This window comes from Mycetocola sp. Y171, assembly GCF_056713165.1.
The window spans coordinates 1,064,657-1,089,635 of record NZ_JBWYGX010000001.1; the positions used below are offsets into that span (position 1 = coordinate 1,064,657).

Consider the following 24,979-nt stretch of genomic DNA (forward strand, 5'->3'; position numbering starts at 1 on the left):
GGCTGTTACTTTTTGTAACAGTTAACACAAACAAACACCGGGAGACGGCCAATGACGAACGACACCGCAGCGGAATTGATCGCGCGCAGCAACAGGCTCGGAGCCGATCCTCGGAACACGAACTACGCCGGCGGCAACACGTCGGCCAAGGGCACCGCCATCGACCCGGCGACCGGCGAGGACGTCGAGCTCCTCTGGGTCAAAGGCTCCGGCGGCGACCTGGGCACCCTCACCGAGCAGGGCCTTGCGGTCCTGCGCCTCGACCGGATGCGTGCGCTGACCAACGTCTACCCCGGTGTCGACCGCGAAGACGAGATGGTCGCAGCTTTCGACTACACCCTCCATGGCAAGGGCGGTGCAGCTCCGTCGATCGACACCGCGATGCACGGCCTCGTCGACGCGGGGCACGTCGACCACCTGCACCCGGACTCCGGCATCGCCATCGCGACCGCCGCAGACGGCGAAGAGCTCACGAAGTCGATCTTCGGCGACAGAGTCGTCTGGGCGCCCTGGCGCAGGCCGGGCTTTCAGCTCGGACTCGACATCGCGGCAATCAAGGCCGAGAACCCGGATGCCGTCGGCTGCATCCTCGGCGGACACGGGATCACCGCGTGGGGCGACACGAGCGACGAAAGCGAGAGGAACTCCCTCTGGATCATCGACACGGCCGCAGAGTACATCGCAGCGAACTCGCGTCCGGAACCGTTCGGCCCTGAGCTCGACGGCTACGGCGCCCTCCCCCTCGCCGAACGTCGCGCCAAGGCCGCCGCCCTCGCGCCGACCCTCCGCGGCCTCGCATCAACGGACAAGCCCCAGGTCGGCCACTTCACCGACCACGCCGTCGTCCTCGACTTCCTGGCCAGCGCAGAGCACCCTCGACTCGCCGCGCTGGGCACGAGCTGCCCCGACCACTTCCTCCGCACCAAGGTGAAGCCGCTTCTCGTCGACCTGCCGGCATCCGCATCGGTGGAGGAGACGATCGAACGCCTCACAACTCTCCACGAGGAGTACCGCAACGACTACCAGGCCTATTACGACCGCAACGCGACGGCTGATTCCCCCGCGATCCGCGGCGCGGACCCCCTGATCGTTCTCGTTCCCGGCGTCGGCATGTTCAGCTACGGCGCCAACAAGCAGACCGCCCGCGTCGCAGGCGAGTTCTACATCAACGCGATCAACGTCATGCGCGGCGCCGAGGGGCTCTCGACCTACGCACCGATCGATGAGGCCGAGAAGTTCCGCATCGAGTACTGGGCTCTCGAGGAAGCCAAGCTGCAGCGCATGCCGAAACCGAAGCCGCTCGCGACGCGCGTCGCGCTGGTGACCGGGGCGGCGTCTGGAATCGGGAAGGCCATCGCTACCCGACTCGCCGCCGAAGGCGCCTGCGTCGTCATCGCCGACCTGTCGCTCGAGAAGGCGCAGGAAGCCGCGGCGGAGATCGGAAACACGGATGTCGCCATCGGCGTCGCCGCAGACGTCTCCAGCGAGAAGGCGGTGCAGTCGGCGATCGACGCCGCCGTGCTCGCGTTCGGCGGGCTCGACCTCGTCGTGAACAACGCCGGGTTGTCGCTGTCGAAGTCGCTGCTCGACACGACCGAGGCGGACTGGGATCTGCAGCACAACGTCATGGCCAAGGGCTCGTTCCTCGTCTCGAAGGCGGCCGCCCGCGTGCTCATCGACCAGAAACTCGGCGGTGACATCATCTACATCTCGTCGAAGAACTCGGTCTTCGCCGGCCCGAACAACATCGCCTATTCGGCCACGAAGGCGGACCAGGCTCACCAGGTCCGGCTGCTCGCCGCCGAGCTCGGCGAGTACGGCGTCAAGGTGAACGGCATCAACCCCGACGGCGTCGTCCGCGGTTCCGGAATCTTCGCCTCCGGCTGGGGTGCGAACCGGGCCAAGACCTACGGCATCGAGGAAGAGGACCTCGGTAAGTTCTACGCCCAGCGCACCATCCTCAAGCGTGAGGTCGTTCCTGAGAACGTCGCCAACGCTGTGTTCGTCCTCTGCACGAGCGACCTCTCGCACACGACCGGGCTCCACATCCCGGTGGATGCCGGCGTCGCTGCCGCGTTCCTCCGATGAGCGTGCACCCACTCACTCCTTCCGGACGCACTCACCCGTTACGCCGCGTGAGTACGTCCGGAACAGGTGACTACGTGGCGACGGACAGGTCCGCTTCGTGAGCGCCGCCAGCGGGACCGTCGCGGCCGTCGACCTCGGCGCGACGAGCGGCAGGGTCATGCTCGGCCGCGTCGGCCCTGACGTGTTGCGGCTTGAGCCTGTGCACCGGTTCCCGAACGGACCGACGACCACTGACGACGGGCTGCACTGGGACGCGACGGGACTGCTCAGTGCTGTCGTCACCGGTCTCACCGAGGCCGCACGGCGCGACCCGGGCATCCGGAGCGTCGGCATCGACTCGTGGGCGGTGGACTACGCCCTCCTGTCGGATGGACGGATGCTGTCCGAGCCGTTCCACTACCGCGACGATCGCAACGACCGAGGCGTCGCCGACGTTCACTCCCGTGTCCCGTTCGCCGAGCTGTACGGCCAGAACGGGCTGCAGTTCCTGCCGTTCAACACTCTGTACCAGCTGGCAGCAGACAGGCCCAGGCTCCACGATGCCGACTCCGTGCTGCTCATCCCCGACTTCCTCGCCAACCGGCTGACCGGCTCCCGCAGCGCGGAGGTGACCAACGCGTCGACGACGGGACTGCTCTCGCGCGACGGCAGCTGGAACGACGATCTCATCGCCCGCCTCGGCTTCCCCAGGAACATCTTCCCGCCGCTCGTGAAGCCGGGCACAGTGCTCGGCACCCTGCTGCCCGCCGTGGCCGCCGAAACCGGACTCTCCGCCCAGACACCGGTCACAGCCGTCGGATCGCACGACACGGCATCCGCCGTCGTGGCCGTGCCCATGACGACAAGCCAGGCGGCCTGGATCTCCTGCGGAACCTGGGGGCTCGTCGGCCTCGAACTCGAGCGCCCCGTTCTCACCGAGGCCAGCAGAGAAGCCAACTTCACCAACGAGGGCGGCGTCGACGGTCGCGTCCGGTTCCTCCACAACGTCATGGGACTCTGGCTCCTGAGCGAATCCGTGCGCACCTGGGAGCGCGAATCAGGCGAGACGATCGACCTCCCTGCGCTCCTCGCCCAGGCCGCGGCGGTCACAGCGCCCATGCCGGTGTTCGATGCGGACGACCCGCGCTTCCTGCAGCCGGGCGACATGCCCGGGCGCATCGCCGAGGCACTCACCGAACACGGCCAGCCCGTGCCGCGGTCGAAAGCAGAGTTCGTACGCACCATTCTCGAGAGCCTCGCGGATGCCTTCGCGCGCGCCGTGCACACGGCATCCGCTCTCGCGAACGCCCCGGTCGACGTCATCCACGTCGTCGGGGGTGGGTCGCTGAACACGCTCCTCTGCCAGATCACCGCCGACCGGGCGGGACTCCCTGTGCTGGCCGGACCGGTCGAGGCCACCGCGCTGGGGAACGTCCTCGTGCAGGCGCGAGCCGTCGGATTGCTCACGGGCGATCTCGAGTCGATGCGGGCGCTCGTGGCGCGCTCGTTCGAGCCCGTGCGCTTCGAGCCGCTGGGCCGCTGACCCGGGCTGTTCCGAACGTCGGAGATGTGACGCCTCAGGCCGCGGATCGAGCAGAACGACGGCATTCTGCGGAGAATCTCCGACGTTACGCACGCCTGCCGGAGTGCCCTCTGCTCGGCGGCTAACGGACGAGCAGGACGATCCCGGTGATCGCACTCGCCACAGCCAGGAGCACGGCGATCGTGACGAGGACGAGGTGGACGGTGAGGAACGTCGTCCGCTTTCCGGCTGAATCGCGTGCCCGGGGATCGCGCATCACCCGCCGGAGGAACTGCGGCCACGCGATGAGGTTGAAGACGGCATTGGCCAGCAGGAGCACGGCCACGAACGGGGATTCCATCCCTCGAACCTACAGCGGTGCGGGCGGACGATCGTCAAGCACCTCGCCTGGCTGTGGGGCCTTCGGTAGGCTCGGGAGATGACCGCTCCGCTCCTTGTCAGTGTCCCCGGTAACGCCCTCCGCAAAGAGATCGGCGAGCTCGACGGCGTCGAATTCGTCCGCTGGGACATGGACGGGCCGCCTCCCGCCGCATCGATCGACATCGTCATTCAGCCATACATGGACGGCACGGCGAAGCTCGCGAACCTGGCCGGCGTCAGCGCACGTCTCGTTCAGAGCCAGTCGATCGGATACGACAACGTCGATGACGCGCTGCCGCCCGGCAATGTGTTCGCCAATGCCTCGTCGGTGCACGAGACCTCGACGGCCGAGCTCACGCTTGCGCTCATCCTCGCGTCACAGCGCGGCATCCCGCAGTTCGTCCGTGCGGCCGACCAGGGCCGTTGGGCGCCCGCCCGGTTCGAGAGTCTCGCCGACCGCACCGTCCTCCTTCTGGGTTACGGCGGGGTCGGGAAGGCGATCGAGGACCGCCTGCTCCCGTTCGAAACGACCGTCGTCCGCGTCGCGAGTCGTGCCAGGACGGATGAGCGTGGCACGATCCACGGCCTCGACGAACTGCCCGAGCTGTTACCGGAGGCCGACATCGTCGTGGTCGGAGTCCCGCTGACCGATGGGACGACCCACCTGGTCGACGACCAGTTCCTCGCCGTGATGCGCGACGGCGCCCTCCTCGTGAACATCGCGCGCGGGCGGGTCGCCGACACGGAGGCGATCCTGCGGCACGCCGAATCCGGTCGCCTGCGGTTCGCGCTCGACGTGACCGATCCAGAGCCGCTGCCAGACGAGCATCCGCTGTTCGCCCTTCCCAATGTGCTGATCAGCCCGCACGTCGGAGGTGCGTCGACCGCGATGCTGCCGAGGATGGCGCGCCTCGTCAGGGAGCAGGCCGAACGGATGCTCAAGGGTGAGGAGCCCGTGAACGTGGTGCTGCGCAGCTAGCAGCGTGCGCTCGCACCTGACCGTCGACGTGTGTAAACTGTGTGGTCAGACCACACCATCGACGGAGGGGCAGCGTGACAGACGACCGACGCGCGTGGCAGGTGGTGCTCGAGACGATCGAGCGCGACCTGCTCGACGGTCGACTGCGCCCCGGTGACCACCTGCCTGGGGAGCGCGCCTTGTCTGCCGATCTCGGCGTCGGGCGGTCGAGTGTTCGTGAGGCCATCCGTGTTCTCGAGGTACTCGGTCTCGTCCGCACCGCGACCGGTTCAGGACCGAACGCCGGCGCGATCATCGTCGCCCTCCCCGGCGGCGGGATGTCTGCGCTCATGCGCCTCCAGGTCGCAGCGACCGGGTTCGCCGTCGCCGACATCGTGAAGACCCGCCTCGTGCTCGAGACCGCGGTCGCCGGTGACCTCGCGGACGCCTCCCCCCGGCCCGATCTGTCGGCATCCGCAGTGCTTCTCGACGTCATGGAATCGCGCGACCTCCCCGAGGCCGAGTTCCTGGCGCTCGACGCGCAGTTCCACCTGTCGCTGGCCGAAGCGTCGGGCAACCAGGTCATCGCGGCGACGATGGCCGGGCTTCGGAGCTCGATCGAGAGCTACGTCATGGCAGGGGCTTCGAACCTCCCGTCGTGGGCGGGCACCTCGGCCCGCCTCATGCGCGAGCACCGAGACATCCTCACCGCCATCGCGTCCGGCGACGCGGCGAGCGCCCGCGCGGTCGTGCACGCCCACATCGCCGACTACTACTCCGAAACCAACCTCCCCTCCCACCGCTCAGACGAGTTACAGACAATGGTTCCGGATGTCGCCCCTCGCGGCGCGTAGACGACCCATTCCGGTAACTCGACACGACAGAAGGACACTCCCATGGTCGAGAGACGAATCCCCAAAGTGCGTGACCTCGCACCGCTCATGCAGTTCAAGAAGCCCGAGTTCAACGCCAGGACCCGCCGCCTGGCCTCGGCGACGAGCATCGCCGACCTGCGGACGATCGCCAAGCGCGTGACCCCGAAAGCTCCGTTCGACTACACCGACGGTGCCGCCGAGGGCGAGATCTCGCTGAGCCGTGCGCGGCAGGCATTCCAGGACATCGAGTTCCACCCGTCGGTTCTCCGCGACGTGTCGAAGGTCGACACCACCCGCGAAGTCCTCGGCAAGACGAGCGCCATGCCGTTCGGCATCGCGCCCACCGGATTCACGCGGATGATGCAGACCGAAGGTGAGCGCGCAGGCGCGACAGCAGCAGAGGCCGCAGGCATCCCCTTCACCCTCTCCACCATGGGAACCACGTCGATCGAGGATGTCGCCGCTGCGGCGCCAGGTGGACGCAACTGGTTCCAGCTCTACATGTGGACGGACAGGGACCGCTCACTCGCCCTCGTCGACCGAGCGGCAGCTGCCGGGTACGACACTCTCATGGTCACCGTCGACACCCCCGTCGGCGGCGCACGTCTCCGCGACGTGAAGAACGGCTTCTCGATACCGCCCGCCCTCACCCCGAAGACCGTTCTCAACGCCCTGCCGCGTCCGGCCTGGTGGATCAACTTCCTCACCACGGAGCCCCTCGCCTTCGCGAGCCTCGACCGCTGGTCTGGCACCGTCGCCGCGCTCATCGACACCATGTTCGACCCGACGGTCGGCCCGGACGAGGTGAGGTTCATCCGCGAACAGTGGAAGGGCAAGCTCGTCGTCAAGGGCATCCAGTCCGTCGCGGATGCCCGTCTCGCCGTCGAGCTCGGCGCAGACGCCATCGTCCTGTCGAACCACGGCGGTCGCCAGCTCGACCGCGCGCCGATCCCGTTCCACCTGCTGCCGAGCGTCGTCCGCGAGGTCGGTTCAGAGGTCGAGGTCCACCTCGACACTGGCATCATGAACGGCGCCGACATCGTGGCATCCGTCGCCCTCGGCGCCCGGTTCACGCTCATCGGCCGCGCCTATCTCTATGGCCTCATGGCCGGTGGACGTGAGGGAGTGGACCGCACGATCCAGATCCTGTCCGAGGAGATCCGCCGCACCATGAAGCTGCTCGGGGTCGCGAGCCTCGATGAGCTCGAACCGCGCCACGTCACCCAGCTGGCCAGGCTGGTGCCCTACGCGCAGCCCGCAGCGGATGCCGTGGCCGCCTCTCAGAAGTAAGCGACCGCGGTTTCGGGAGGACAATCGCGAGGTCCATCGTCCATAGCCGGACAGACCCCCTGATTGTCCTCCCGAAGCGATCGCGCTCGGCCTATCGCCGCCGGAACAGCCGGCGAACCCGGCCGGGCAGCGCCCCGATCCCCCACAGGGTGACCCGCAGCATCGCCTCGGCGACGATCCCGCCCGTCATCTTCGACTCCCCGAACTCGCGTTCGATGAAGGTGATCGGAACCTCGACGATCCTCAGCCCGGCGCGATGGGCGTGGAACAGCAGGTCGACCTGGAATCCGTAGCCCTGGCTGTGGACGTCCTCGAGCCGGATGCTCCGCAGCGCGTTCGCGGTCAGCACGCGGTATCCGCCGGTCACGTCCCGTTGCGGCAGCCCGAGGACGATCCGGGCGTAGACGCTGCCGCCGCGCGACAGGAGTTCGCGGTAGGCGGGCCAGTTCCGCACGCCCCCGCCGGGTACCCACCGTGATCCGAGAACGACGTCAGCGCCGGCATCCGCCGCGGCGAGGAGCACGGGGAGCTGTTCGGGCTGGTGCGAGCCGTCTGCATCCATCTCGACGAGCCGGTCGTAGCCGCGGTCGAGCCCCCAGCGGAACGCGGCGCCGTACGCGCCGCCCAGTCCGGCCTTGCCGGTGCGGTGAAGCACATGGATGGCCTGATCGGATGCCGCCAGGCCGTCGGCGATCGCTCCGGTGCCGTCCGGGGAGTTGTCGTCGACGACGAGGACGTCGACCTCAGGCGTTGCCGTGCGCACCCTGCCGACGATGCCTGCGACGTTCTCACGCTCATTGTAGGTGGGAACGATGACGAGCGTCGTGGCCACGGGGTCCTCCCTCGCGCGGCTCCGGCCGCACGTCGAGCCCAGCGGCACGGGCGCCGGGGCAGTCGGGATCCCAGACTACCGAACGCCGCTCATCAACCTGAGCACGGGGCGGGCCATGAGCGCCAGTGCGACACCGAGGACGATCGCGATTCCACCGAGCACCCCGAAGTAGAGCGTCTCAGGGACCGTGAGGTACCACTCGGCGAGGCGACCTGAGACCGCTGTGCCCAAAGCGACGGAGAGGAAGAACAGCGCCACCATCTGCGTCGTGAACGCCTGGGGCGCGAGCTTGGTCGACACGGACAGACCTACAGGAGACAGGAGCAACTCCGCAACGGTGAAGACGAGAAGGATGCCGATCATCGCCAGGAGCGGCGTCGAGTTGGCCGCGCCCCCGGCGAACGGAAGGAAGAGGAGGAATCCGACACCCATGATGATCGTCCCAGCGGCGAACTTCAGAGGGGTCGATGGTTGTCTGGCGCCCCACTTCGTCCACAGGGCGGCGAACACCCCCGAGAGCAGGATGATGAAGATCGGGTTGATCGATTGCACCCAGGAGACCGGCATCTCCCAGCCGAACAGGGAGCGGTCGAGTCTCTCGTCCGAGTAGATCGTCACAACAGTGAACTGCTGCTGGTAGAGCGACCAGAACGCGGCGCTCGCGATAAACAGGGGAATGAACGCGAACACGCGCCTGCGCTCCGTGGTCGTGATGAGCTTGCTCGACAGGATGACGACGAAATACGCGATCGTCGCGACGATCGTCACGCCGATGACGACAGTGACGAGGTTGTCCGCCGTGATGAGACCGACGGCGACCAGAACGACGATGAGGATCAGTCCGAGGGCTGCCACGATTCCGAACAACAACCAGCGCGAACGTGGGAGCGGGTCGGGAACTCGCCTGGCGATGTCAGGGAGGTGCTTGCGGCCGAACGAATACTGAGTGAGCCCGATCGCCATACCGACGGCCGCGAGGCCGAAGCCGAAGTGGAAGCCGAGCGATTGCTGCAGGAGGCCGGTGAGGATCGGTCCGAGGAAGGCCCCGAGGTTGATGCCGAGGTAGAAGATCGAGAAACCGGCGTCGCGGCGGGGATCCTCAGGGGCGTAGAGCGCGCCGACGACGGAGGTGGCGTTGGCCTTGAGCCCGCCGCTGCCGACGGCGACGAGGATGAGTCCGACCGTCACGCCCGCCACTCCGGGGATCAGCGCCAGGGCGATGTGCCCGCACATGATGACGATGGCGCTGTAGAAGAGCACCCGCTCCGAGCCGAGAAGCCGGTCTGCGACCCATGCCCCGAGGATCGTGGAGAGGTAGACCGAGCCTCCGTACGCGCCGACGATCCCCGCAGCCGTCGACTGAGGGATGCCGAGGCCCCCCTCCTCCACCGAGTAGTACAGGTAGAGCAGGAGGATGCCCTGCATGCCGTAGAAGGAGAACCGCTCCCACATCTCCACACCGAAGATGCTCGCGAGAGGGCGGGGCTGCCCGAAGAAGCTGTGATCCTCACGCGCAGTCGACGGGTCGGTGACCTGACTCATGCGCTCGAAGGTACTCTCCGCGGCTTTCGGCCGCTAGTCTTCGCTACCTCTGAAGCTCCTCCAGAACTTCTGCCAGCTGGTCGACCATCCAGTCGAGGTCGGACTCCTCGATGACGATCGGCGGGGCGAACCTGATGGTGGAACCGTGGGTGTCCTTCGCGAGGACTCCCCTGTCCATCAGCAGTTCACAGACCTCGCGGCCGGTGGCGAGCGACGGTTCGATGTCGACGCCGGCCCAGAGGCCTGCACCATGGACGTCGACGACTCCCCGTCCGACGAGGTCGCCGAGACGGCGGTGCATTCGCGCACCGAGGACTCGGGCGCGCTTCTGGTACTCGCCGCTCGCGAGCATCCTGACAACGGCGTGGCCGACGGCGGATGCCAGCGGGTTGCCACCGAAGGTCGATCCGTGTTCGCCCGGCCGGAGCACTCCGAGGATGTCGCTGTTGCCGACGACGGCAGAGACGGGAACGATACCGCCGCCGAGCGCCTTGCCCAGCAGGTAGAGGTCGGGGACGACGCCGACGAGCTCGCAGGCGAAGGTCGCTCCCGTGCGCCCGAGGCCGGACTGGATCTCGTCGGCGATGAACAGGACGTTCTGAGCCGTGCAGATCTCTCGGACCGCAGGCAGGTAGCCGGCCGGCGGCACGACGACACCTGACTCGCCCTGGATCGGCTCGATGAGCACGGCGACCGTGTTCTCGTCGACGGCAGCCGCGAGCGCGTCTGCGTCTCCATACGGCACCGTCCGGAAACCGGGCGTGTACGGGCCGAAATCGGCGCGCGCCTCGGGGTCGTCGGAGAAGCTGATGATCGTTGTGGTGCGGCCATGGAAGTTGCCCGCCATGACGATGATGTTCGCGCGGTCGGCCGCGACGCCCTTCACGCGGTAACCCCACGCCCTGGCGACCTTGATCCCCGACTCGACGGCTTCGGCGCCCGTGTTCATCGGCAGCACCATGTCTTTGCCGCAGAGGTCGGCGAGCGCCTGGGCGAACGGGCCGAGCTGGTCGTTGTGGAACGCGCGGCTGGTGAGCGTCACCCGGTCGAGCTGGGCGCGCGCGGCGTCGAGCAGGATCGGGTTCGAGTGCCCGAAGTTCACGGCCGAGTATGCGGCGAGGCAGTCGAGGTAGCGCTTGCCGCTCACATCGGTGACCCACGCCCCCTCGGCGGATGCCACGACGACGGGAAGCGGGTGGTAGTTGTGCGCGACAACGGCTTCCTCGCTGGCAATCGCTGCTGCAGCCTCCTCAGGGACACTGGCGGCGTCCGCGAGACCCACGGCGGCGACGCCGAGTGGTCCGGGTGCGGTCGGGCCTCCATGGGCGGGACCGCTCGGCGTCGTCGCCGTCCCCGCGAGACCCGTCTCCCGCACACTCATCGTCGCAATTCCAGCGTGCAGCACTTCACTCCGCCGCCGCCGAGCAGCAGCTCGGAGAGGTCGACGCCGATCGGGTTGTAGCCCCGCTCGCGCAACTGGCGTTCGAAGCCCGTCGCGCGTACGGCGATGACCACGTTGTAGCCGTCGGAGATCGAGTTGAGCCCAAGGATCGACGCGTCCTCTTCGCTCACGATGATGGCGTCCGGGTAGCGGTCCTCGAGGATGGCGAGCGACTTCGCGTCGAATGCGGAGGGAAGGTAGGCGATGTTCGCATTCTCGTCGCCTGTGAGCGGATCGAGCACGGCGATGGCGGTGTCGAGGTGGTAGAAGGCCGGGTTGGTGAGGTTGAGGGTCACGACTTCGCGCCCGAACAGTGAACCGACCTCGGAGTGGCTGCGGGACTCGCTGCGGAATCCGGTACCGGCGAGAATCGTGTTGCCGACGAGCAGGAAGTCTCCCTCCCCCTCGTTGATGTTCTCTGGAACACGCACGTCATATCCGTTCGCCCGGAACCAGTCCATGTATGCGGGGCCTTCCGCCTGGCGCTGGGGGAAGGTGAAGCTCGCCCCGTACGCGATGTTGTCGATGACGAAACCGCCGTTGGCCGAGTAGACCATGTCTGGCAGTCCGTCGACGCCGTCGATGAGTTCGACGGTGTGGCCGAGGCCCACATAGGTGTCGTAGAGCGTCTGCCACTGGGCGACGGCCTTGGCCGTGTCAGTGGGGGTGGTCGGTTCCATCCACGGGTTGATCTTGTACGAGACCGTGAAGAAGTCAGGCCGGCACATGAGGTAGGTGCGAGGGGTGGGGGTCCTGGTGACCGATGCCACCTGCGCCGCCGTTTCGATGTTTGTCATGCTCGTCTCCATCAGAGGGAAGCGGCGGACGCTGTCCTCGAGTCCCTGCAGCTCAATTCGATCGCGAGGGCACGCCGTGTCTCCAGTGTGACACGCACCGATGCGAAGTTGTTCGCAGTGACGCGCAGGAATCATGCGTCACAGTGGGGCCAAACGCAACGAAGGCCCATAGAATGGCCGCATGGACAATCTCGATCGCGGCATCATCGACCTTCTCCGCCAGAACGCGCGGGCGGGTTACGGCGACATCGGCCAGGAGGTCGGGCTGAGCGCGTCAGCGATCAAGCGTCGGGTCGACAGGCTCGTCGCCGACGGCGTCATCCGTGGATTCACGATCCAGGTCGACCCCGCCGTCGACGGTCTGCACACCGAGGCCTACGTCGAGTTGTTCTGCCGCGGCACTGTCGCGCCGGATGAACTGCTGAGGATCCTGTCGGCGGTTCCCGAGGTCGTGGACGCCGGGACGGTGACCGGCGGGGCCGACGCGATCGTCCACATGCGCTCACGTGACATCCCGAGCCTCGAGGCCGCCCTCGAGCGGGTGAGGAACGCTCCGAACGTCGACCACACCCGCAGCGCCATCGTGCTCTCCCGCCTGATCCACCGCACCGCAGACTGAGCGGCGGCCGGCGGCCGATCCCCGGACATGACAAAACCACGCCCCCGAAACCCCGTTCGGTTTCGGCTCGCACTGGTGTGCGGCGGCGTGGTCTGTCTATTCAGTTGTGCTTTGGTTTCCCCCCAAAGGGCGGCCGATCAGATCAGATGCTCTTGCGGCCCGTGACTGCACGAAGCAACCAGGCGATGATCGCGAGGACCAGGAGGACGACGCCAACCCACAGCAGGAAGTTGAGGGACTGCACGAACCCACCGGTCACAAGGAGGACAACGGCAATGACTGCAATGACGATAAGAAGAATGTTCATATCTGGACGCTATCAGCCGCAGACTTGCGGGGCTTTCAAAGCAGGGGGCCTTGACTCTGCACGATTTATGATGTTATGAGAGCGATGTGACGACGGATGCCGCGGCGCTCCTGATGGGGCGCCGCGGCATCCGTCGGTCAGCTGATCAGCGCCCGTGCAGCGTCGACTCCACGGCCGTCAGCAACGCACGGCGGCGGAGCAGACCGGCGCCTGCGAGCGTCAGAAGCACGCCGAGGAGAGCGAGTACTCCGACGTTCGCGCCTGTCGCCGCCAAGTCGGCGGGAGAGCCGCCACCGGGAGGGGTTGCCGCTGCCGCGAGCACGGTCAGCGCCGTCGGAATCGGCTCGAGTCCGACGGACGACACCTCGAGCGTGTGGGCGCCTGGGACGAAGTCCAGCGGCACCGTGACGGTGAACCGGGCGGTCCCCGTCGCATCCGCCGCAGGGATATCGTCGATGACGAGCGGCTCGGAGAACAGCGTGGCACTGATCTCCTGACCCTCTGTGAGACCGGTCACCACGACGTCGACGGACTGACCCTGGACGACGGTGGTCGACTCGACCGAGACAGTGGCCCAGTCCGTGCCCGCGACGACGGCGCGGCCCAGCGGGGCCGGGTCGACGACGTCGTGGGCGTCGAAGTATGCGACCGTCGCGGCGAGGTCGGCCTGTCCGGTGTCTGCCGCGTTCGCGCCCTGCGTGAAGGTCCCGAAGTTGTCGCCGCCACCTGCCAGGAACGAGTTCGTGGCGACCCGGTACACGTCGTCGTCAGCGATCTCGTCGCCGTTGAAGGTCATCGAGAGGATGTGGCTGCCGCGCGGGGCATCCGGGTCGTAGACGTAACCGAAGCCGTCAGAGATTCCGAGGTGCAGCTTGGGCCTGGGAGCACCGTCCGGCTGCCACTGTTCCTCGAGGATCGTCCTGAGTTGCGCACCAGTGAGGTCGAGCGTCCACAGCGTGTTCGCGAACGGCTGCACCGCTGCGGCTTCCTTGTATGTCACCACTCCGTCCGTGCCGTAGAGCAAATCGTCGCGCAGCCCGCCGGAGTTCATGATCGCGATCTGCGCCGGCTTTCCTCCGAAGTCCTCGTTGGACGTCGCCCAGAGCTGGATGTCGGCGACGAGGTTCCCGAGCGTCGATTCGACACCCCGGTCCGATCCAGCGGTTCCCCCTCGGAGGATGTCCCCGCTGATGCGGCCGACCGTCGTCGCACCGACGACGGCTGCGTCAGCTGCTGCCGCAGCGACGATAGCTGCCACGTCGGCGTCCGCCGAGTATGCCGCCTTGCCATCGACCACAAGTGGGAGCACTTCGGCCGAGAGGGACGCGACGGACATGTCTGCCTCATCCACCTCGATCGTGAGGCGGTCGAGGGCCGCGCCGTACTGACCGGCCTGGACGACGGGTCGTTCGAGGCCGTCTGCCCAGCCAGCGACGGGGTATGAGCAGGCGTACTCCTGGTGCGTGTGGCCGGAGAAGATGGCGTCGATGTTCGTGGATGCTCCACGCACGATCTGCGCGTAGTCGCTCGTCCCCGTCGCGATCGAGTCGCAGTCGGCGACGGCGGCACCGTCGTGGGTGAGCAGGACGATCACGTCTGCTTCACCGTTTGCCGGGTCGCCGTCCTGCAGTGTGGAGGCGACACGGTTCGCAGCCTCGAGTTGGTCACCGAATTCGATCGCGGCGATGCCTGCAGGCGACACCATGGTGGCCGTCTGTTCCGTCACTGTCCCGATGAAACCGATGGTGACTCCTCCGACGGTCTTGAGTGCATACTCGTCGAGCGCAGGCGTGGTCGTTCCCTTGAGGTAGACGTTCGCACCGAGAGCGAACTCCGGGCCACCGAAGGCCGGGATGACACGGTCCGTGAGGTCGTTCCAGCCGGCGTCGAACTCATGGTTGCCGACGGCCGACACCGAGAGTCCCGAGGCGACGAGCGCCTCGATGGTCGGCGCGTCCTGCTGTGAGAACGACGTGAAGGTCGAGGCGCCGATGTTGTCTCCCGCCGAGACGAACACCGTGTTCGGGTTCTCCGCCGTGAGAGCGTCCACCGCACCGGCGAGGACGGCGGCACCCGCTTCGCGCGAGCCGAGGTTCTGTTCGATCCGGCCGTGGAAGTCGTTGATCCCGAGGACCTGGACGGTCGTGGTGCCTGAACCGAGTGTGTCGATACTGAACAGGGTCGTCGTTCCCGATACCTCGTTGCCGACTGCGAGCATCGGTTCGCCGGTGGGTGAGGCGGTGGCAGGGATGAAGGCGAGGCCCTCGGGGCCGAGGTCGCCCGCTTCGGCGAGGTTCCCGCCGTCCTCGACGGACTCGTCGAAGTTCCGGTTGTTCTCGTAGGTCACGAACGTGGCGTCAGCTGGGTCCGTGATGTCGTACACAGCGACGCCACCGACGCGCTCCAGTCCGATGAATGCGTATGTGCGACCGTCGACGGTTCCGATGGTGAGATTCTCCGGCTCCGGTCCCTTGTCGTCGCTCCGGCCTTCGGCGTTCGACTCGGAGTGGTTCGAGTTGAAGAACGCCGGGTTCGCTTCTGCGGTGAGCCGTTCGAGGCTGTCGCCCGAGTCGTAGACGAGGTTCCCGTCCGTGGTCCAGACCGAGAAGGAGCGCCCGCCGAACGCGACGAGTTCCTCGTAGCACTCCCCGGATTCGCTGAGGCCGAGATCGGTGATGATGTTCAGGCGGCCGAGGTCGGCGTCCCCCGTGAGCCCGGCCAGCGAGCTGTCCTCACACACCGGTGGAAGGTCGTCGCCGAGGTCCTTGACCCTGGCTGCGTCGATGAAGTCGCCCCACTCACGCGAGTCGCCTTCGTTCGCGGTGACGAGGTACGTGGTTCCGTTCGAGTCGAATGCGTTGATCCCGTCCGGCATGTATGCGCCACGGAGTCCCTGGTACGACTCGATGTTGATCGTCGGAGCATCGCGCGGGTCCCGGTCGGACGCGTCGAGGCCGTTGCCTGCAACGCCATGGTCCTTGTAGCCGAGCGGCCAGATGTCGGTCACCGTCGCGCTGGCCAGGTCGATCACGGCGACAGCGTTCGCCTCCTGGATGGCCGCATACGCGGTTCCGCCGTCGATGGCGATGTACTCGGGCTCGAGGTTGCGTGAGATCGGGTTCCCAGCCTCAGGCGTGGGGCCGAAGACGCGCACGAGGGGGTCGAGGGTCCTGGACCCGCCGGCCTCGAAGTCGTGGAAGTCGGCGATCGCCACGGCATCCTGTGCGGGTGCTGCGACGGCGCCGGGAAGAGCCACAACGCCGACCGAGCCCTCGGGGTCGACCGTGAAGTCGTCGCTGGGCTCACCCTCGTTCGCGACGACCGCGTAGGTGCCGTCTGCCGAGATCGTGACCATGTCGGGCAGTGCGCCGACCTCGACGTCGCCGAGGACTGCATCCGACGTCGCGCTGTTGGCATCGAAGAAGACCAGCGATCCGGCGTCCGTCTTGACCGTCGACTCAAGGGCGATGACACCGAGCCCGTCCGACCGGATGGCGATCGAGTTGGCGATGCCGTCGCCCTCGATCGAATAGAGCTTCACGGGCTCTTCCGGACGGCTGACGTCGAGGACGTCGACGGCACCGGCCTGCGCGTTCACTGTGAAGACGCGCTTCCCGTAGTAGGCGACGATCTCCGCTGCCGACTCGTCGAAGAGCCCCGTCTCGTAGCTGCCGACGGCGGAGAGTCCCAGCGCGGCGTCGGGAGCCGAGAAGCTGATCGGCTCTGCGACGACACCGGCGACGGCCGGAGGGGCGAGGACGAGCGAGCCCCCGACGGCGAGGACGATCGCCGAGGCCAGGACGGGAGCGGGTGGGCGACGGCGGTGACGCCGGGATGCAGGCATGGGGACTCCGTGAAAGGGATGGAAGTGACGGGTGCCTGTCATGTCTATTGAGCCCAGGTGGCGGCAGGGTGAACGCACGGTGTCCGCATGGGGCACAGTCCCTTGAACCTGACCCCACAGCCGGGAACAATAGGCCGGACGCACACCGATGTGGAGGAGTTCAGATGGTCACCGTTGTCAGATCCGCCGACCTCGTGGTCGGCTCAGGTCGCACCGCGCGATTCGAGGGAGAGGGCTACGGTTCCGGGGTCTCCTTCTTCCTCGTCGACAACGAGCCCGGTCAGGGTCCCGGCCTTCACCGGCATCCGTACACCGAGACGTGGATCGTCCGTTCAGGCTCGGCCACCATCGTTGCGGATGGGGAGAGTGTGGATGCCGTCGCCGGCGACATCGTCACCGTGCCTGCGGGCGCGGCCCACAAGTTCACGAACACCGGCACCGGGCGACTCGAGTTGGTGTGCATCCACGCGTCACCGCGGATGATCCAGGAAAATCTGGAATAGGGCGTCGACATACGGATGCCGCCGGTCGCGGAAGGCGATCGGCGGCATCTCTCCTGTGCGTACCCGCCCCAGTCACCGTGTTCCCGCCTGATCCATCGACGCAACGAGGCACACCTCGATGTCGTGCTCGAGGCGGTCGGCGGGCCGGAATCCGCCCTGCCGTGCATCCCGGACGCATCCGGCGAGCGCGAGCGCGCGCGCCGAGAACTCCGCATCGGCGAGTTCTCGCACGTCCGATGCATCCTCCCGGCACCGTTCGAGAGCGCGTTCGACGCGATCGGCGACGATCGGCCCTGACGAACGCACCTCCTCCAGGCAGGTTCCGGGCCCTTCAGCCGCCGACGCCGTCGTCGGAATGAGCACGATGGCGCAGGCGACCGACATCCATCCGGCGGTCAGTGCACTTCGACTGGTCATGACATCTCCTGTTCGTTGATCTGGTCACTTTCCACCTCCATACCAATCCCGAATTGGTATTCAAACAAGAGACCAATTGCGATAAACTGGTCAGATGTCGGCAACATCGGTTTCGCTGCATCACCTCACCGAACTGCTTGGCGAGTGGCGCAGCACCGCGGGCAGCGACTACTCGGCCCTGGCGGAGCGGATCCGCCTGCTCGCCATCGACGGCCGCATCAAGGCGGGGATGCGGCTCCCGTCTGAGCGTCAACTCGCGGACCACCTCGGGGTCAGCCGCACGACAGTGAATTCCGCGCTCGAGCAACTCCGGCGCGCTGGATACGCGCAGAGCCGGCAGGGCTCAGGCACCGAGATCGCCATACCGGGAAGAACCGGCGATCTCCCGATACCGGGGGCTGGCGACCTCCTCGACCTCAGCCGCGCGACATCGCCCGCCGCGCCCGGCGTGCACGCAGCGGCTGAACGCGCGTTGGCGCATCTGCCGGCACGTTTGGCGACAGACGGTTATGAGCTGGCGGGTTTGCCTGCCCTGCGGGAACTGCTTGCCGACAAGTACAGCGCCGACGGCGTGCCGACGTCACCGGATCAGATTCTCGTCACCAATGGCGGCGCCGGAGCGATCTCTCTGATCGCGCGGACCCTGATCTCGATCGGTGACCGGGTAGTCGTCGAGACGCCAGGCTATCCGCACTCCAATGAAGCATTCCGCTCCGCAGGGGCCCGGCTCGTCCCCACGATCGTCGATGGCGACGACGGCTGGGACACAGCGAATTTCACGCAGACGCTCGCCCGGTCGCTTCCGACGATCGCCTACCTCATGCCCGACTTCCACAATCCGACGAGCCGCAGCATGACGACCGATGTCCGCGAATCGGTGGTGAACGCGGCCAGAGCGCACGGCACGATCATCGTCTCCGACGAGACCACCGCCGACCTCGACATCGACCGGGGGGCCGGTGGCGCGCCACTCGCCGCTTTCGACACCCTGGGCGGCACCGTGATCAGTGTCGGGTCCGCCAGCAAGACCATCTGGGGCGGACTCCGCGTCGGGTGGATTCGCGCGTCGCACGACCTCATCAATCGCCTGCACGCGGCCCGCTTCTCCTACGATCTCGGGGTCGGGGTTCTCGACCAGCTCACCGTCGCCGAGGTGCTCGAGGACTTCACCGCCATCGTCGACTACCGCCGCCGTGTGCACCGGGAGTCCAGGGGCGCCCTCGCCGGTGCGCTGCGAGAGCACCTCCCTGATGCCCGGCTCCATCACGTCGCCGGGGGTGTCGCCGCGTGGATCGACCTCGACGCACCGATCAGCTCGGCTCTCACGATCGCAGCCCGCACCCACGGGCTCCTCATCGGCGCCGGCCCCTGGTTCGGCCTCCACGGCGAGTTCGAACGCAACATCCGCATCCCGATCACAGCCTCACCCGACGATATCGAGCGGGCCGTCGCCATTCTCGCGAGGGCCCGCTTCGACCTTCCGCAGGCCTCAGGGCAGCCCACCCGGCACGTTCTCTGACCCCCGGACGCACGGATGCCGCCGTTCGCGTTGGCGAGTGGCGGCATCCGGCGGTGTGGCTGGTTGCGCTGACGGCTACTTCTGGACGAAGGCGAGCAGCGCGGCGGTGACCTCGTCGGCGTGCGTCCAGAGCAGACCGTGGGGAGCACCCTCGATCTCGACGTAGTCGGCGTCCGGGAGCAGCTTCGAGAACGGGCGGGCGGTCGAGTCGATCGGGAGGATCTGGTCGGCCGTACCGTGCAGGATCAGCGTCGGCACGTCGATCTTCGGGATGTCGCCCCTGAAGTCGGTGAGCCAGGACGGAACGACGGCTGATGCCGCGAACCACGACGACGTCACGGCGACGTTCCAGCTGCCACGCACTGCGGCTTCGCTGATCCGGGAACCGAGGGTGTCGTCGAGGTTGTAGAAGTTCTTGTAGAAGTCGTCGAACCAGGCGAACCGGTCGGCCTTCGCCGCTGCGGAGATTCCGTCGAAGACCTCCTGCGGAACGCCGGTCGGGTTGTCGTCGGTGTGGAGCAGGAACGGCTCGAGCGACGCGAGGAATGCGGCCTTCGCGACGCGACCGGTTCCGTAGGTGCCGATGTACCTTCCGACCTCACCCGTGCCCATGGAGAAGCCGACGAGGATGGCGTCGTTGAGGTCGAGCGTCTCGAGGAGCGTGTTCAGGTCTGCGGCGAACGTGTCGTAGTCGTACCCGATCGTGGGATGGCTCGACTGGCCGAAGCCGCGTCGGTCGTACGTGATGACCCGGTAGCCCGCGTCGAGGAGGGCGGCCGACTGCTTCTCCCAGGAGTGGCCGTCGAGGGGGTAGCCGTGGATGAGAACGACCGGCTGGCCTGAGCCGTGGTCTTCGTAATAGAGGTCGATGTTCGTCGAGTTCTCCTGGCCGACGGTGATGTACGCCATGAACTGTCTTCTTTCTCTCTAACCGCCTTGCGGCGTTTGGGTGGTTGTGAGGACATCCAAACACGAAAAGACCCAACCTGTCAAGACGTTTGATATGGTTAGGTCATGAACATCCCGGAAACGTTCGCCGCGACACCTCTCCTTCTCGACCTGGTGAACTCCCGGCTCGTGCTGGGGGACGGCGTCTACGACGAACTGGCCGACGAGACAGAGGCAGGGGCATGGCTCCGTGCCCGAGGCGGCACCGGCTCTTCTGCGGAGATCGCCGGCGCTCGGCAGGCGCGCGACGTCCTCGTGCCGTTCCTGCGTTCCGAGGCCCCCGCAAGCGCCCTCGATCCCTGGCTGACCCGGATGCACAAGTCAGCCACCCTCGCCGACGGCCGGCTGGCCTGGGGGCTCGACGTGCCGGAAGACATCGCCGTCGGAGCGCGCGCGATCGAGGAATGGTCAGCCCTGCAGACCCCGACCGGGTCGAGAATCAGGCCGTGTGCGAACCCCGAATGCCAGCACTTCCTCGTCGACAACAGCAAAGCCAATACGCGCAAGTGGCACTCGATGGAGTCCTGCGGTAACCGGATGAAGTCGCGCAGGCACTACGCCAGGACCCGCGACCTCTCGGCATAGGACCTTCTCGGCTGACGGCCAGCGACCGGGTGGCAGACTGGGGAACGGCGGACCCAGCCGCCACCGGAAGGAACCGCTGCAATGGCCGATGTCCATCGGGAGCTGAACGACTTTCGCACGATCACCGACGAGTTCACCCGTTTCATGCTGTCGTACAAGTTCGGCATCGACGAGGTGATGACGAAGATCAACATCCTCAAGGAGGAGTTCGCGCACCGGCACGATTACAGCCCGATCGAGCACGTGAGCTCCCGGTTGAAGTCGCCGGAGAGCATCCTCTCGAAGGCAGCGCGAAAGGGATGCGAGCTCACCCTCGACGGCATCCGGTCGGAACTCCACGACATCGCCGGCATCCGAGTGACCTGCAGCTTCATCTCTGACAGCTACAAGATCTTCGACATGATCGCCGCGCAGCGTGACGTGACCGTGCTCCAGGTGCGCGACTACATCGCCGAGCCGAAGGCGAACGGCTACAAGAGCCTGCACATGATCATCGAGGTCCCTGTGTTCATGTCCGACCACGTCGAGCAGGTGAAAGTCGAGATCCAGATCCGCACGATCGCGATGGATTTCTGGGCCAGCCTCGAGCACAAGATCTACTACAAGTACAACCGCGACGTTCCCGAGCGACTGCTCGGGGAGCTCCGCGAAGCGGCGCTGGCCGCGAACCGCCTGGACGTGAAGATGGAACGGCTGCACGACGAAGTCGTCGCACTCAGCGACGTCACCGGCACGGACGACGGAGTGATCGAGACGAAGGACATCGGCCGGATGGAACTACCGGACGCCCTGCTCAGGATGCTCGGAGCAGCGCGATCCGAGAGGCAGCAGTGAGCACGACGCGGATCAGGTAGGGGCTCCTACCCGCTCAGTTCGGCAAGGAATCCGGTCTCCAGCGCCACCCAGACCGTGCCGTCGGCCGCGACCGCGAGCCCATGGGGTTCACTCGACGGTGTCGGCAGGTCCGTCAGGTCGACTCCCCCGTGTGCGTCGATGAAACCGACCTGATTCGAGGCCCACAGCGTGAACCAGCATCCACCCGCCGGTGCCGCCGCAATGGCATGGGGCTTGCTCGTTCGGTCGGGCAGCGGGAACTCCGTGACCCGCCCGTCGCTGTCGATGCGTCCGATCTGGCCGGCGCCGATCTCGGTGAACCAGGCCGCACCGTCGTCAGCCACGGTGATCCCCACCGGTGCTGCTGCGGCTGTCGGCAGTGCGGTGACGACCACGGCGGAGTTCCCGCCACGGATGTAGCCGATGGCATCGGCCTGGTTGAGGGTGAACCAGACGTTCTCACCCTCGCACGCCACCATCGAGACCATGCCGCCGGCGGCACCGGTGGTGAATTCGTCCACGCGGCCGAGGATGCCGATCCGGCCGAGTGCGTCGCCGCCCATCTCGGTGAACCACACCTCGCCTCCTGCCGAGGCGGCGATGCCGAACGGGCGGGCGCCGGCGGTCGGCAGATCGGTCGCTCCACGGATGCCATCAGGGCCGACCCGCAGAATCCGGTCGCCCGCGGCATCCGTCACCCAGACCGAGTCCTCTGTGGCCGCGGCGAGAAGCGAGGGCTCGGTCCCCGCGCCGAGGGGCAGGGTTGTGAATGTTCCGTCCGAGTCGCGACGAACGAGTGCCTGTCCGTGGATGAGCGTGACCCAGATCGCGCCGTCCCTGGTCGTCGCGACACCGTACGGGCGGGCCTCAGGTCCCGAGATCCGATGCTCGGTGATGCGAGAAGTCATGGCTCCAGCGTATGCCGATCGTGCAACTCTCCGCCTTGCAGCGGCGTCTTTGTATTGCGACAATTGATGTCCATCGAAGGAGCGAACATGGGTTCACGATTCGTCATCGACGCGACCTCCTCGACGCCTCCTTTCGAGCAGTTGCGGATGCAGGTGATCGAGCGTGCGCGCTCAGGAGACCTCGTGCCTGGAGACAAACTACCGACGGTGCGCCGGCTGGCCGAGGAACTCGGTCTCGCCGCCAACACTGTCGCCCGCGCGTACCGCGAACTGGAACACGACGAAGTGATCGAGACGAGAGGACGCAACGGATCGTTCATCGCCGCGAGCGGTGACGCGGGGCATCAGCAGGCGCAGCTGGCCGCCGTCGCCTACGCTGACCGGGTGAAGTCCCTCGGGCTGGACCCGGATGAAGCGCTGGCCATCGTGACCGCCGCCCTCGGCATCCGCTCCTGACCCCTCACGCAGGCGTCGCTCAGGACGGCGGCGACTGCGCCTCGGTGAGCACCGGGTTCCTGATGCCTACGAACGAGACGGCACCGCCGAGAATGAGCATGATCGCTGTGGCGATCATGGCGCGGTGGAATCCGGCCAGGTCGAGGACGCCACCGAGGATGAGCCCGGCGCACGCGACGGCCACGAGGCCGGCGACGCGAGCGACGGCGTTGTTGACCGCCGAGCCGATGCCGGCCTGGCTGGGGTCGATCGCCCCGAGGATCGCGCTGGTGAGCGGAGCGACGGTGATGGAGAGCCCCAGGCCGAAGATCACAAGCCCGGGGAGCAGCTGCAGCCAGTAGTTGACATCCTCGGTGACGGAGAGCATCAGCAGGAAGGCGATCCCGGCGACCAGCGGTCCGACGGTCATGAAGAACCGCGGGCCGTACGTGCCGGCGAGGGAACCGATGCGGCTCGAGAGCAGGAGCATCACCAGGGTGGGCGGCAGCGTCGCCAGCCCGGCGAGGGTCGCCGGCCAGCCCGCGACCTGCTGGAGGTAGATCGCGATGACGAAGAAGCCGAAGCCGAGCGCGCCGTAGATGAACACCGTGGCGATGTTGCCTGCGGAGAAGTTGCGTGAGCGGAACAACGACAGCGGCATCATCGGGTCACGCGTGCGACCCTCCCACCAGATGAAGAGGACGAACGCGACCACGCCCACGACGAACGGGACCCACACCACCGGGCTCGACCAGCCGAACCTGGCCTGCTCGATCAGCGCGAACACCGGTCCACCGAGACCGATGGCCCCGAGGAACGCGCCGACCACGTCGACCCGGGGGCGGGTGAGTTGCGCCGGCTCCTTGTCCATCTTCATGAGCAGCCAGAGGGTGACCGCGATCGGCAGCACATTGATGCCGAAGACCAGCCGCCACGAGATCGTGTCGACGAGCAGCCCTCCGAGCAACGGGCCGACGATCATGGCGGTACCGGTCCACGCCGTCCATGTGCCGATGGCCTTCGCCTGGGCCTGGCCGTGGAACGTCGAAATGATGATGGCAAGCGAGCTCGGCACCAGAAGCGCAGCCGCCGCACCCTGCAGCGCCCGAACGACGATGAGGAACTCAGCGCTCGGTGCGAAGGCGCACAACAGCGACGTGACGCCGAATCCGATCAGGCCGATGGTGAGGATGCGTACGCGACCGAAGGCATCCGACAACGACCCGGCCAGCAGGATGAAGGCGCCGAGCGTGAGCAGGTAGGCGTCGACCACCCACTGCTGGACCGGAAGCCCGCCGCCGAACTCGCGGGTGATCGCCGGCAGGGCGACGTTGATGATCGTTCCATCGAGGAAGGCGACGAACGACGCAAGAATAGCGACGAGCAAGACGATGCGCTGCGTGGCCTGGTCGGTGCGGGGGACGGATGCCATGGCACAAGTATGCTCCGAAGAGCGCTCCGTCTGTCAGCCCCCGTGGCCTCTGCCATCGTTCCCCGAGTCTGACGAAAGGCTCTCCAGACGAGATTCGGGATCGTCAGCGCGGGAAGCCCCGATGAGAGCGAATTTCTGTGATCATAGGCATCGAGAACCCGGCCTTCGACGGGAAACACCGACCGAAAGGCCGTCATGGACGACACCTCATCGAAATTCACCCGCGCCCGGACGGCGCTCGGGCTCGATGATTCCCGCCTCATCGGCATGCTCGTTCTGCTCTGGACGACGACCGCCGCCTACATCGCGCTGCACCTGTCGCACCGGCTCGTCGGCGCACCGTGGAGCCCGTTGTTCGACCTCTCCTCCGAGCGGGGCTACGGCGAGGTGTTCTTCCAGACACTCACGGCGTGGACGATTCTCCTGCTGCTGATCGCGGCTGTCCGGCTGCGCGCAGGCGTCCTCCTGATCTGGGCGGGCGCTGCCGCGTATCTGCTCGCCGACGACTACTTCCTCATCCACGAACGCATTGGAACCTGGTTCGCCAGCACGGTGCTCTACGTCGGCAAGCTGTCCACTCACATCGGTGAGACGCTCTGGCTGGGCGTGGTGGGCGTCGTTCTGATCATCGCGCTCGCTGTGGGCTACAAGCTCGCGCGCCGCGAGGTGCGGCGGATCACCGTAACGGTCGGAATCCTCTTCGCCGCACTCGCCGGCTTCGGAGTGATCGTCGACGCCGTTCACAGCCCGTTCATCGACGTGCCGTTCTTCGACCCGCTCTTCATCGCACTTGAGGACGGCGGCGAGATCGCGGTCATGAGCGTCCTTGTCGTCTACCTCACCTCACTGGCGTTCCCCGCCGCCCAGGTGTCGGAAGCTGCTGGCGTCCTCGACTCTGCCGAACAGGACGCTTAGGCGACCGT

At 66.9% G+C, this 24,979-nt stretch carries 23 protein-coding genes; 12 read left to right on the forward strand and 11 right to left on the reverse strand.

Annotation, left to right across the window (positions count from 1 at the left end; all coding sequences use genetic code 11):
• Window positions 1-51 precede the first annotated feature (51 nt).
• Together AC1M2K_RS05030 and AC1M2K_RS05035 are read left to right on the forward strand one after the other, a co-directional pair.
• Window positions 52-2,088: a bifunctional aldolase/short-chain dehydrogenase gene (locus AC1M2K_RS05030; protein ID WP_480240081.1), complete on the forward strand. Its 2,037-nt coding sequence runs from the start codon at window positions 52-54 to the stop codon at window positions 2,086-2,088.
• A gap of 97 nt (window positions 2,089-2,185) precedes the next feature.
• On the forward strand, window positions 2,186-3,610 hold the full coding sequence (locus AC1M2K_RS05035) for a rhamnulokinase (protein ID WP_480240082.1): 1,425 nt from the start codon (window positions 2,186-2,188) through the stop codon (window positions 3,608-3,610).
• Between the two features lie 121 nt (window positions 3,611-3,731).
• On the opposite strand, the gene AC1M2K_RS05040 is transcribed toward AC1M2K_RS05035, so the two are convergent.
• On the reverse strand, window positions 3,732-3,950 hold the full coding sequence (locus AC1M2K_RS05040) for an SCO4848 family membrane protein (RefSeq protein ID WP_480240083.1): 219 nt from the start codon (window positions 3,948-3,950) through the stop codon (window positions 3,732-3,734).
• Window positions 3,951-4,028: 78 nt separating this feature from the next.
• Here AC1M2K_RS05040 and AC1M2K_RS05045 point away from each other — a divergent pair, with 78 nt between their 5' ends.
• From AC1M2K_RS05045 to AC1M2K_RS05055, 3 genes are all read left to right on the forward strand, one after another.
• Window positions 4,029-4,949: a 2-hydroxyacid dehydrogenase gene (locus tag AC1M2K_RS05045; RefSeq protein WP_480240084.1), complete on the forward strand. Its 921-nt coding sequence runs from the start codon at window positions 4,029-4,031 to the stop codon at window positions 4,947-4,949.
• Window positions 4,950-5,023: 74 nt separating this feature from the next.
• A complete protein-coding gene (locus AC1M2K_RS05050; protein ID WP_480240085.1) occupies window positions 5,024-5,782 on the forward strand; it encodes a FadR/GntR family transcriptional regulator in 759 nt (252 codons plus the stop codon).
• Between the two features lie 42 nt (window positions 5,783-5,824).
• Window positions 5,825-7,093, forward strand: coding sequence for an alpha-hydroxy acid oxidase (locus AC1M2K_RS05055; RefSeq protein WP_480240086.1), 1,269 nt, complete (start codon window positions 5,825-5,827; stop codon window positions 7,091-7,093).
• Window positions 7,094-7,184: 91 nt separating this feature from the next.
• Here AC1M2K_RS05055 and AC1M2K_RS05060 read toward each other — a convergent pair whose 3' ends face one another.
• From AC1M2K_RS05060 to ddaH, 4 genes are all read right to left on the reverse strand, one after another.
• Window positions 7,185-7,925, reverse strand: coding sequence for a polyprenol monophosphomannose synthase (locus AC1M2K_RS05060; RefSeq protein WP_480240087.1), 741 nt, complete (start codon window positions 7,923-7,925; stop codon window positions 7,185-7,187).
• Between the two features lie 75 nt (window positions 7,926-8,000).
• On the reverse strand, window positions 8,001-9,467 hold the full coding sequence (locus tag AC1M2K_RS05065; RefSeq protein ID WP_480240088.1) for a peptide MFS transporter: 1,467 nt from the start codon (window positions 9,465-9,467) through the stop codon (window positions 8,001-8,003).
• Between the two features lie 43 nt (window positions 9,468-9,510).
• On the reverse strand, window positions 9,511-10,848 hold the full coding sequence (gene rocD, locus AC1M2K_RS05070) for an ornithine--oxo-acid transaminase (RefSeq protein ID WP_480240089.1): 1,338 nt from the start codon (window positions 10,846-10,848) through the stop codon (window positions 9,511-9,513).
• Window positions 10,845-11,705, reverse strand: coding sequence for a dimethylargininase (gene ddaH / locus AC1M2K_RS05075; RefSeq protein WP_480240090.1), 861 nt, complete (start codon window positions 11,703-11,705; stop codon window positions 10,845-10,847). The genes rocD and ddaH overlap by 4 nt, the downstream gene beginning before the upstream one ends.
• A 181-nt stretch (window positions 11,706-11,886) precedes the next feature.
• On the opposite strand from ddaH, the gene AC1M2K_RS05080 reads away from it, so the two are divergent.
• Window positions 11,887-12,324, forward strand: a complete 438-nt coding sequence (locus AC1M2K_RS05080) for an Lrp/AsnC family transcriptional regulator (RefSeq protein ID WP_480238309.1) — start codon at window positions 11,887-11,889, stop codon at window positions 12,322-12,324.
• A 142-nt stretch (window positions 12,325-12,466) separates the two neighbouring features.
• Here the strand turns inward: AC1M2K_RS05080 and AC1M2K_RS05085 are convergent, their stop codons facing one another.
• Window positions 12,467-12,631 carry a hypothetical protein gene (locus AC1M2K_RS05085; protein ID WP_480238310.1) on the reverse strand — a complete coding sequence of 55 codons (165 nt, stop codon included), beginning with the start codon at window positions 12,629-12,631 and terminating at the stop codon, window positions 12,467-12,469.
• A gap of 145 nt (window positions 12,632-12,776) precedes the next feature.
• Window positions 12,777-16,475, reverse strand: coding sequence for a choice-of-anchor I family protein (locus tag AC1M2K_RS05090; RefSeq protein ID WP_480240091.1), 3,699 nt, complete (start codon window positions 16,473-16,475; stop codon window positions 12,777-12,779).
• A gap of 164 nt (window positions 16,476-16,639) precedes the next feature.
• Here AC1M2K_RS05090 and AC1M2K_RS05095 point away from each other — a divergent pair, with 164 nt between their 5' ends.
• The gene (locus AC1M2K_RS05095) at window positions 16,640-16,978 is read left to right on the forward strand and encodes a cupin domain-containing protein (RefSeq protein WP_480240092.1); all 339 of its coding nucleotides are present in this window, start codon (window positions 16,640-16,642) and stop codon (window positions 16,976-16,978) included.
• Between the two features lie 72 nt (window positions 16,979-17,050).
• Here the strand turns inward: AC1M2K_RS05095 and AC1M2K_RS05100 are convergent, their stop codons facing one another.
• Window positions 17,051-17,395, reverse strand: a complete 345-nt coding sequence (locus AC1M2K_RS05100; RefSeq protein ID WP_480240093.1) for a hypothetical protein — start codon at window positions 17,393-17,395, stop codon at window positions 17,051-17,053.
• Between the two features lie 94 nt (window positions 17,396-17,489).
• On the opposite strand from AC1M2K_RS05100, the gene yczR reads away from it, so the two are divergent.
• Entirely contained in the window at window positions 17,490-18,914 is a 1,425-nt protein-coding gene (yczR, locus tag AC1M2K_RS05105) for a MocR-like transcription factor YczR (RefSeq protein ID WP_480240094.1), read from the forward strand.
• 75 nt (window positions 18,915-18,989) lie between these two features.
• Here the strand turns inward: yczR and AC1M2K_RS05110 are convergent, their stop codons facing one another.
• Complete coding sequence (locus AC1M2K_RS05110) at window positions 18,990-19,823, reverse strand: alpha/beta fold hydrolase (protein WP_480240095.1); 834 nt, start codon at window positions 19,821-19,823, stop codon at window positions 18,990-18,992.
• A 105-nt stretch (window positions 19,824-19,928) separates the two neighbouring features.
• Here AC1M2K_RS05110 and AC1M2K_RS05115 point away from each other — a divergent pair, with 105 nt between their 5' ends.
• Together AC1M2K_RS05115 and AC1M2K_RS05120 are read left to right on the forward strand one after the other, a co-directional pair.
• Window positions 19,929-20,447: a CGNR zinc finger domain-containing protein gene (locus AC1M2K_RS05115; RefSeq protein ID WP_480240096.1), complete on the forward strand. Its 519-nt coding sequence runs from the start codon at window positions 19,929-19,931 to the stop codon at window positions 20,445-20,447.
• 81 nt (window positions 20,448-20,528) lie between these two features.
• Window positions 20,529-21,281 carry a GTP pyrophosphokinase gene (locus tag AC1M2K_RS05120; RefSeq protein ID WP_480240097.1) on the forward strand — a complete coding sequence of 251 codons (753 nt, stop codon included), beginning with the start codon at window positions 20,529-20,531 and terminating at the stop codon, window positions 21,279-21,281.
• A gap of 26 nt (window positions 21,282-21,307) precedes the next feature.
• Here AC1M2K_RS05120 and AC1M2K_RS05125 read toward each other — a convergent pair whose 3' ends face one another.
• Window positions 21,308-22,189, reverse strand: coding sequence for a Vgb family protein (locus tag AC1M2K_RS05125; protein WP_480240098.1), 882 nt, complete (start codon window positions 22,187-22,189; stop codon window positions 21,308-21,310).
• An 87-nt stretch (window positions 22,190-22,276) separates the two neighbouring features.
• On the opposite strand from AC1M2K_RS05125, the gene AC1M2K_RS05130 reads away from it, so the two are divergent.
• Window positions 22,277-22,645: a GntR family transcriptional regulator gene (locus AC1M2K_RS05130; RefSeq protein ID WP_480238319.1), complete on the forward strand. Its 369-nt coding sequence runs from the start codon at window positions 22,277-22,279 to the stop codon at window positions 22,643-22,645.
• Window positions 22,646-22,664: 19 nt separating this feature from the next.
• Here the strand turns inward: AC1M2K_RS05130 and AC1M2K_RS05135 are convergent, their stop codons facing one another.
• Window positions 22,665-24,056, reverse strand: coding sequence for an MFS transporter (locus AC1M2K_RS05135; RefSeq protein ID WP_480240099.1), 1,392 nt, complete (start codon window positions 24,054-24,056; stop codon window positions 22,665-22,667).
• A 195-nt stretch (window positions 24,057-24,251) separates the two neighbouring features.
• On the opposite strand from AC1M2K_RS05135, the gene AC1M2K_RS05140 reads away from it, so the two are divergent.
• Window positions 24,252-24,971 carry a hypothetical protein gene (locus AC1M2K_RS05140; protein WP_480240100.1) on the forward strand — a complete coding sequence of 240 codons (720 nt, stop codon included), beginning with the start codon at window positions 24,252-24,254 and terminating at the stop codon, window positions 24,969-24,971.
• Window positions 24,972-24,979: the final 8 nt, after the last annotated feature.

Coding starts and splice junctions, on each gene's coding strand:
- AC1M2K_RS05040 (WP_480240083.1), bottom strand. CDS start 3,950: ATGGAATCCCCGTTCGTGGCCGTGCTCCTGCTGGCCAATGCCGTCTTC.
- AC1M2K_RS05045 (WP_480240084.1), top strand. CDS start 4,029: ATGACCGCTCCGCTCCTTGTCAGTGTCCCCGGTAACGCCCTCCGCAAA.
- rocD (WP_480240089.1), bottom strand. CDS start 10,848: ATGAGTGTGCGGGAGACGGGTCTCGCGGGGACGGCGACGACGCCGAGC.
- AC1M2K_RS05100 (WP_480240093.1), bottom strand. CDS start 17,395: ATGACCAGTCGAAGTGCACTGACCGCCGGATGGATGTCGGTCGCCTGC.
- AC1M2K_RS05065 (WP_480240088.1), bottom strand. CDS start 9,467: ATGAGTCAGGTCACCGACCCGTCGACTGCGCGTGAGGATCACAGCTTC.
- AC1M2K_RS05030 (WP_480240081.1), top strand. CDS start 52: ATGACGAACGACACCGCAGCGGAATTGATCGCGCGCAGCAACAGGCTC.
- AC1M2K_RS05095 (WP_480240092.1), top strand. CDS start 16,640: ATGGTCACCGTTGTCAGATCCGCCGACCTCGTGGTCGGCTCAGGTCGC.
- AC1M2K_RS05135 (WP_480240099.1), bottom strand. CDS start 24,056: ATGGCATCCGTCCCCCGCACCGACCAGGCCACGCAGCGCATCGTCTTG.
- AC1M2K_RS05125 (WP_480240098.1), bottom strand. CDS start 22,189: ATGACTTCTCGCATCACCGAGCATCGGATCTCGGGACCTGAGGCCCGC.
- AC1M2K_RS05055 (WP_480240086.1), top strand. CDS start 5,825: ATGGTCGAGAGACGAATCCCCAAAGTGCGTGACCTCGCACCGCTCATG.
- AC1M2K_RS05120 (WP_480240097.1), top strand. CDS start 20,529: ATGGCCGATGTCCATCGGGAGCTGAACGACTTTCGCACGATCACCGAC.
- yczR (WP_480240094.1), top strand. CDS start 17,490: ATGTCGGCAACATCGGTTTCGCTGCATCACCTCACCGAACTGCTTGGC.
- AC1M2K_RS05090 (WP_480240091.1), bottom strand. CDS start 16,475: ATGCCTGCATCCCGGCGTCACCGCCGTCGCCCACCCGCTCCCGTCCTG.
- AC1M2K_RS05140 (WP_480240100.1), top strand. CDS start 24,252: ATGGACGACACCTCATCGAAATTCACCCGCGCCCGGACGGCGCTCGGG.
- AC1M2K_RS05115 (WP_480240096.1), top strand. CDS start 19,929: ATGAACATCCCGGAAACGTTCGCCGCGACACCTCTCCTTCTCGACCTG.
- AC1M2K_RS05085 (WP_480238310.1), bottom strand. CDS start 12,631: ATGAACATTCTTCTTATCGTCATTGCAGTCATTGCCGTTGTCCTCCTT.
- ddaH (WP_480240090.1), bottom strand. CDS start 11,705: ATGACAAACATCGAAACGGCGGCGCAGGTGGCATCGGTCACCAGGACC.
- AC1M2K_RS05080 (WP_480238309.1), top strand. CDS start 11,887: ATGGACAATCTCGATCGCGGCATCATCGACCTTCTCCGCCAGAACGCG.
- AC1M2K_RS05130 (WP_480238319.1), top strand. CDS start 22,277: ATGGGTTCACGATTCGTCATCGACGCGACCTCCTCGACGCCTCCTTTC.
- AC1M2K_RS05110 (WP_480240095.1), bottom strand. CDS start 19,823: ATGGCGTACATCACCGTCGGCCAGGAGAACTCGACGAACATCGACCTC.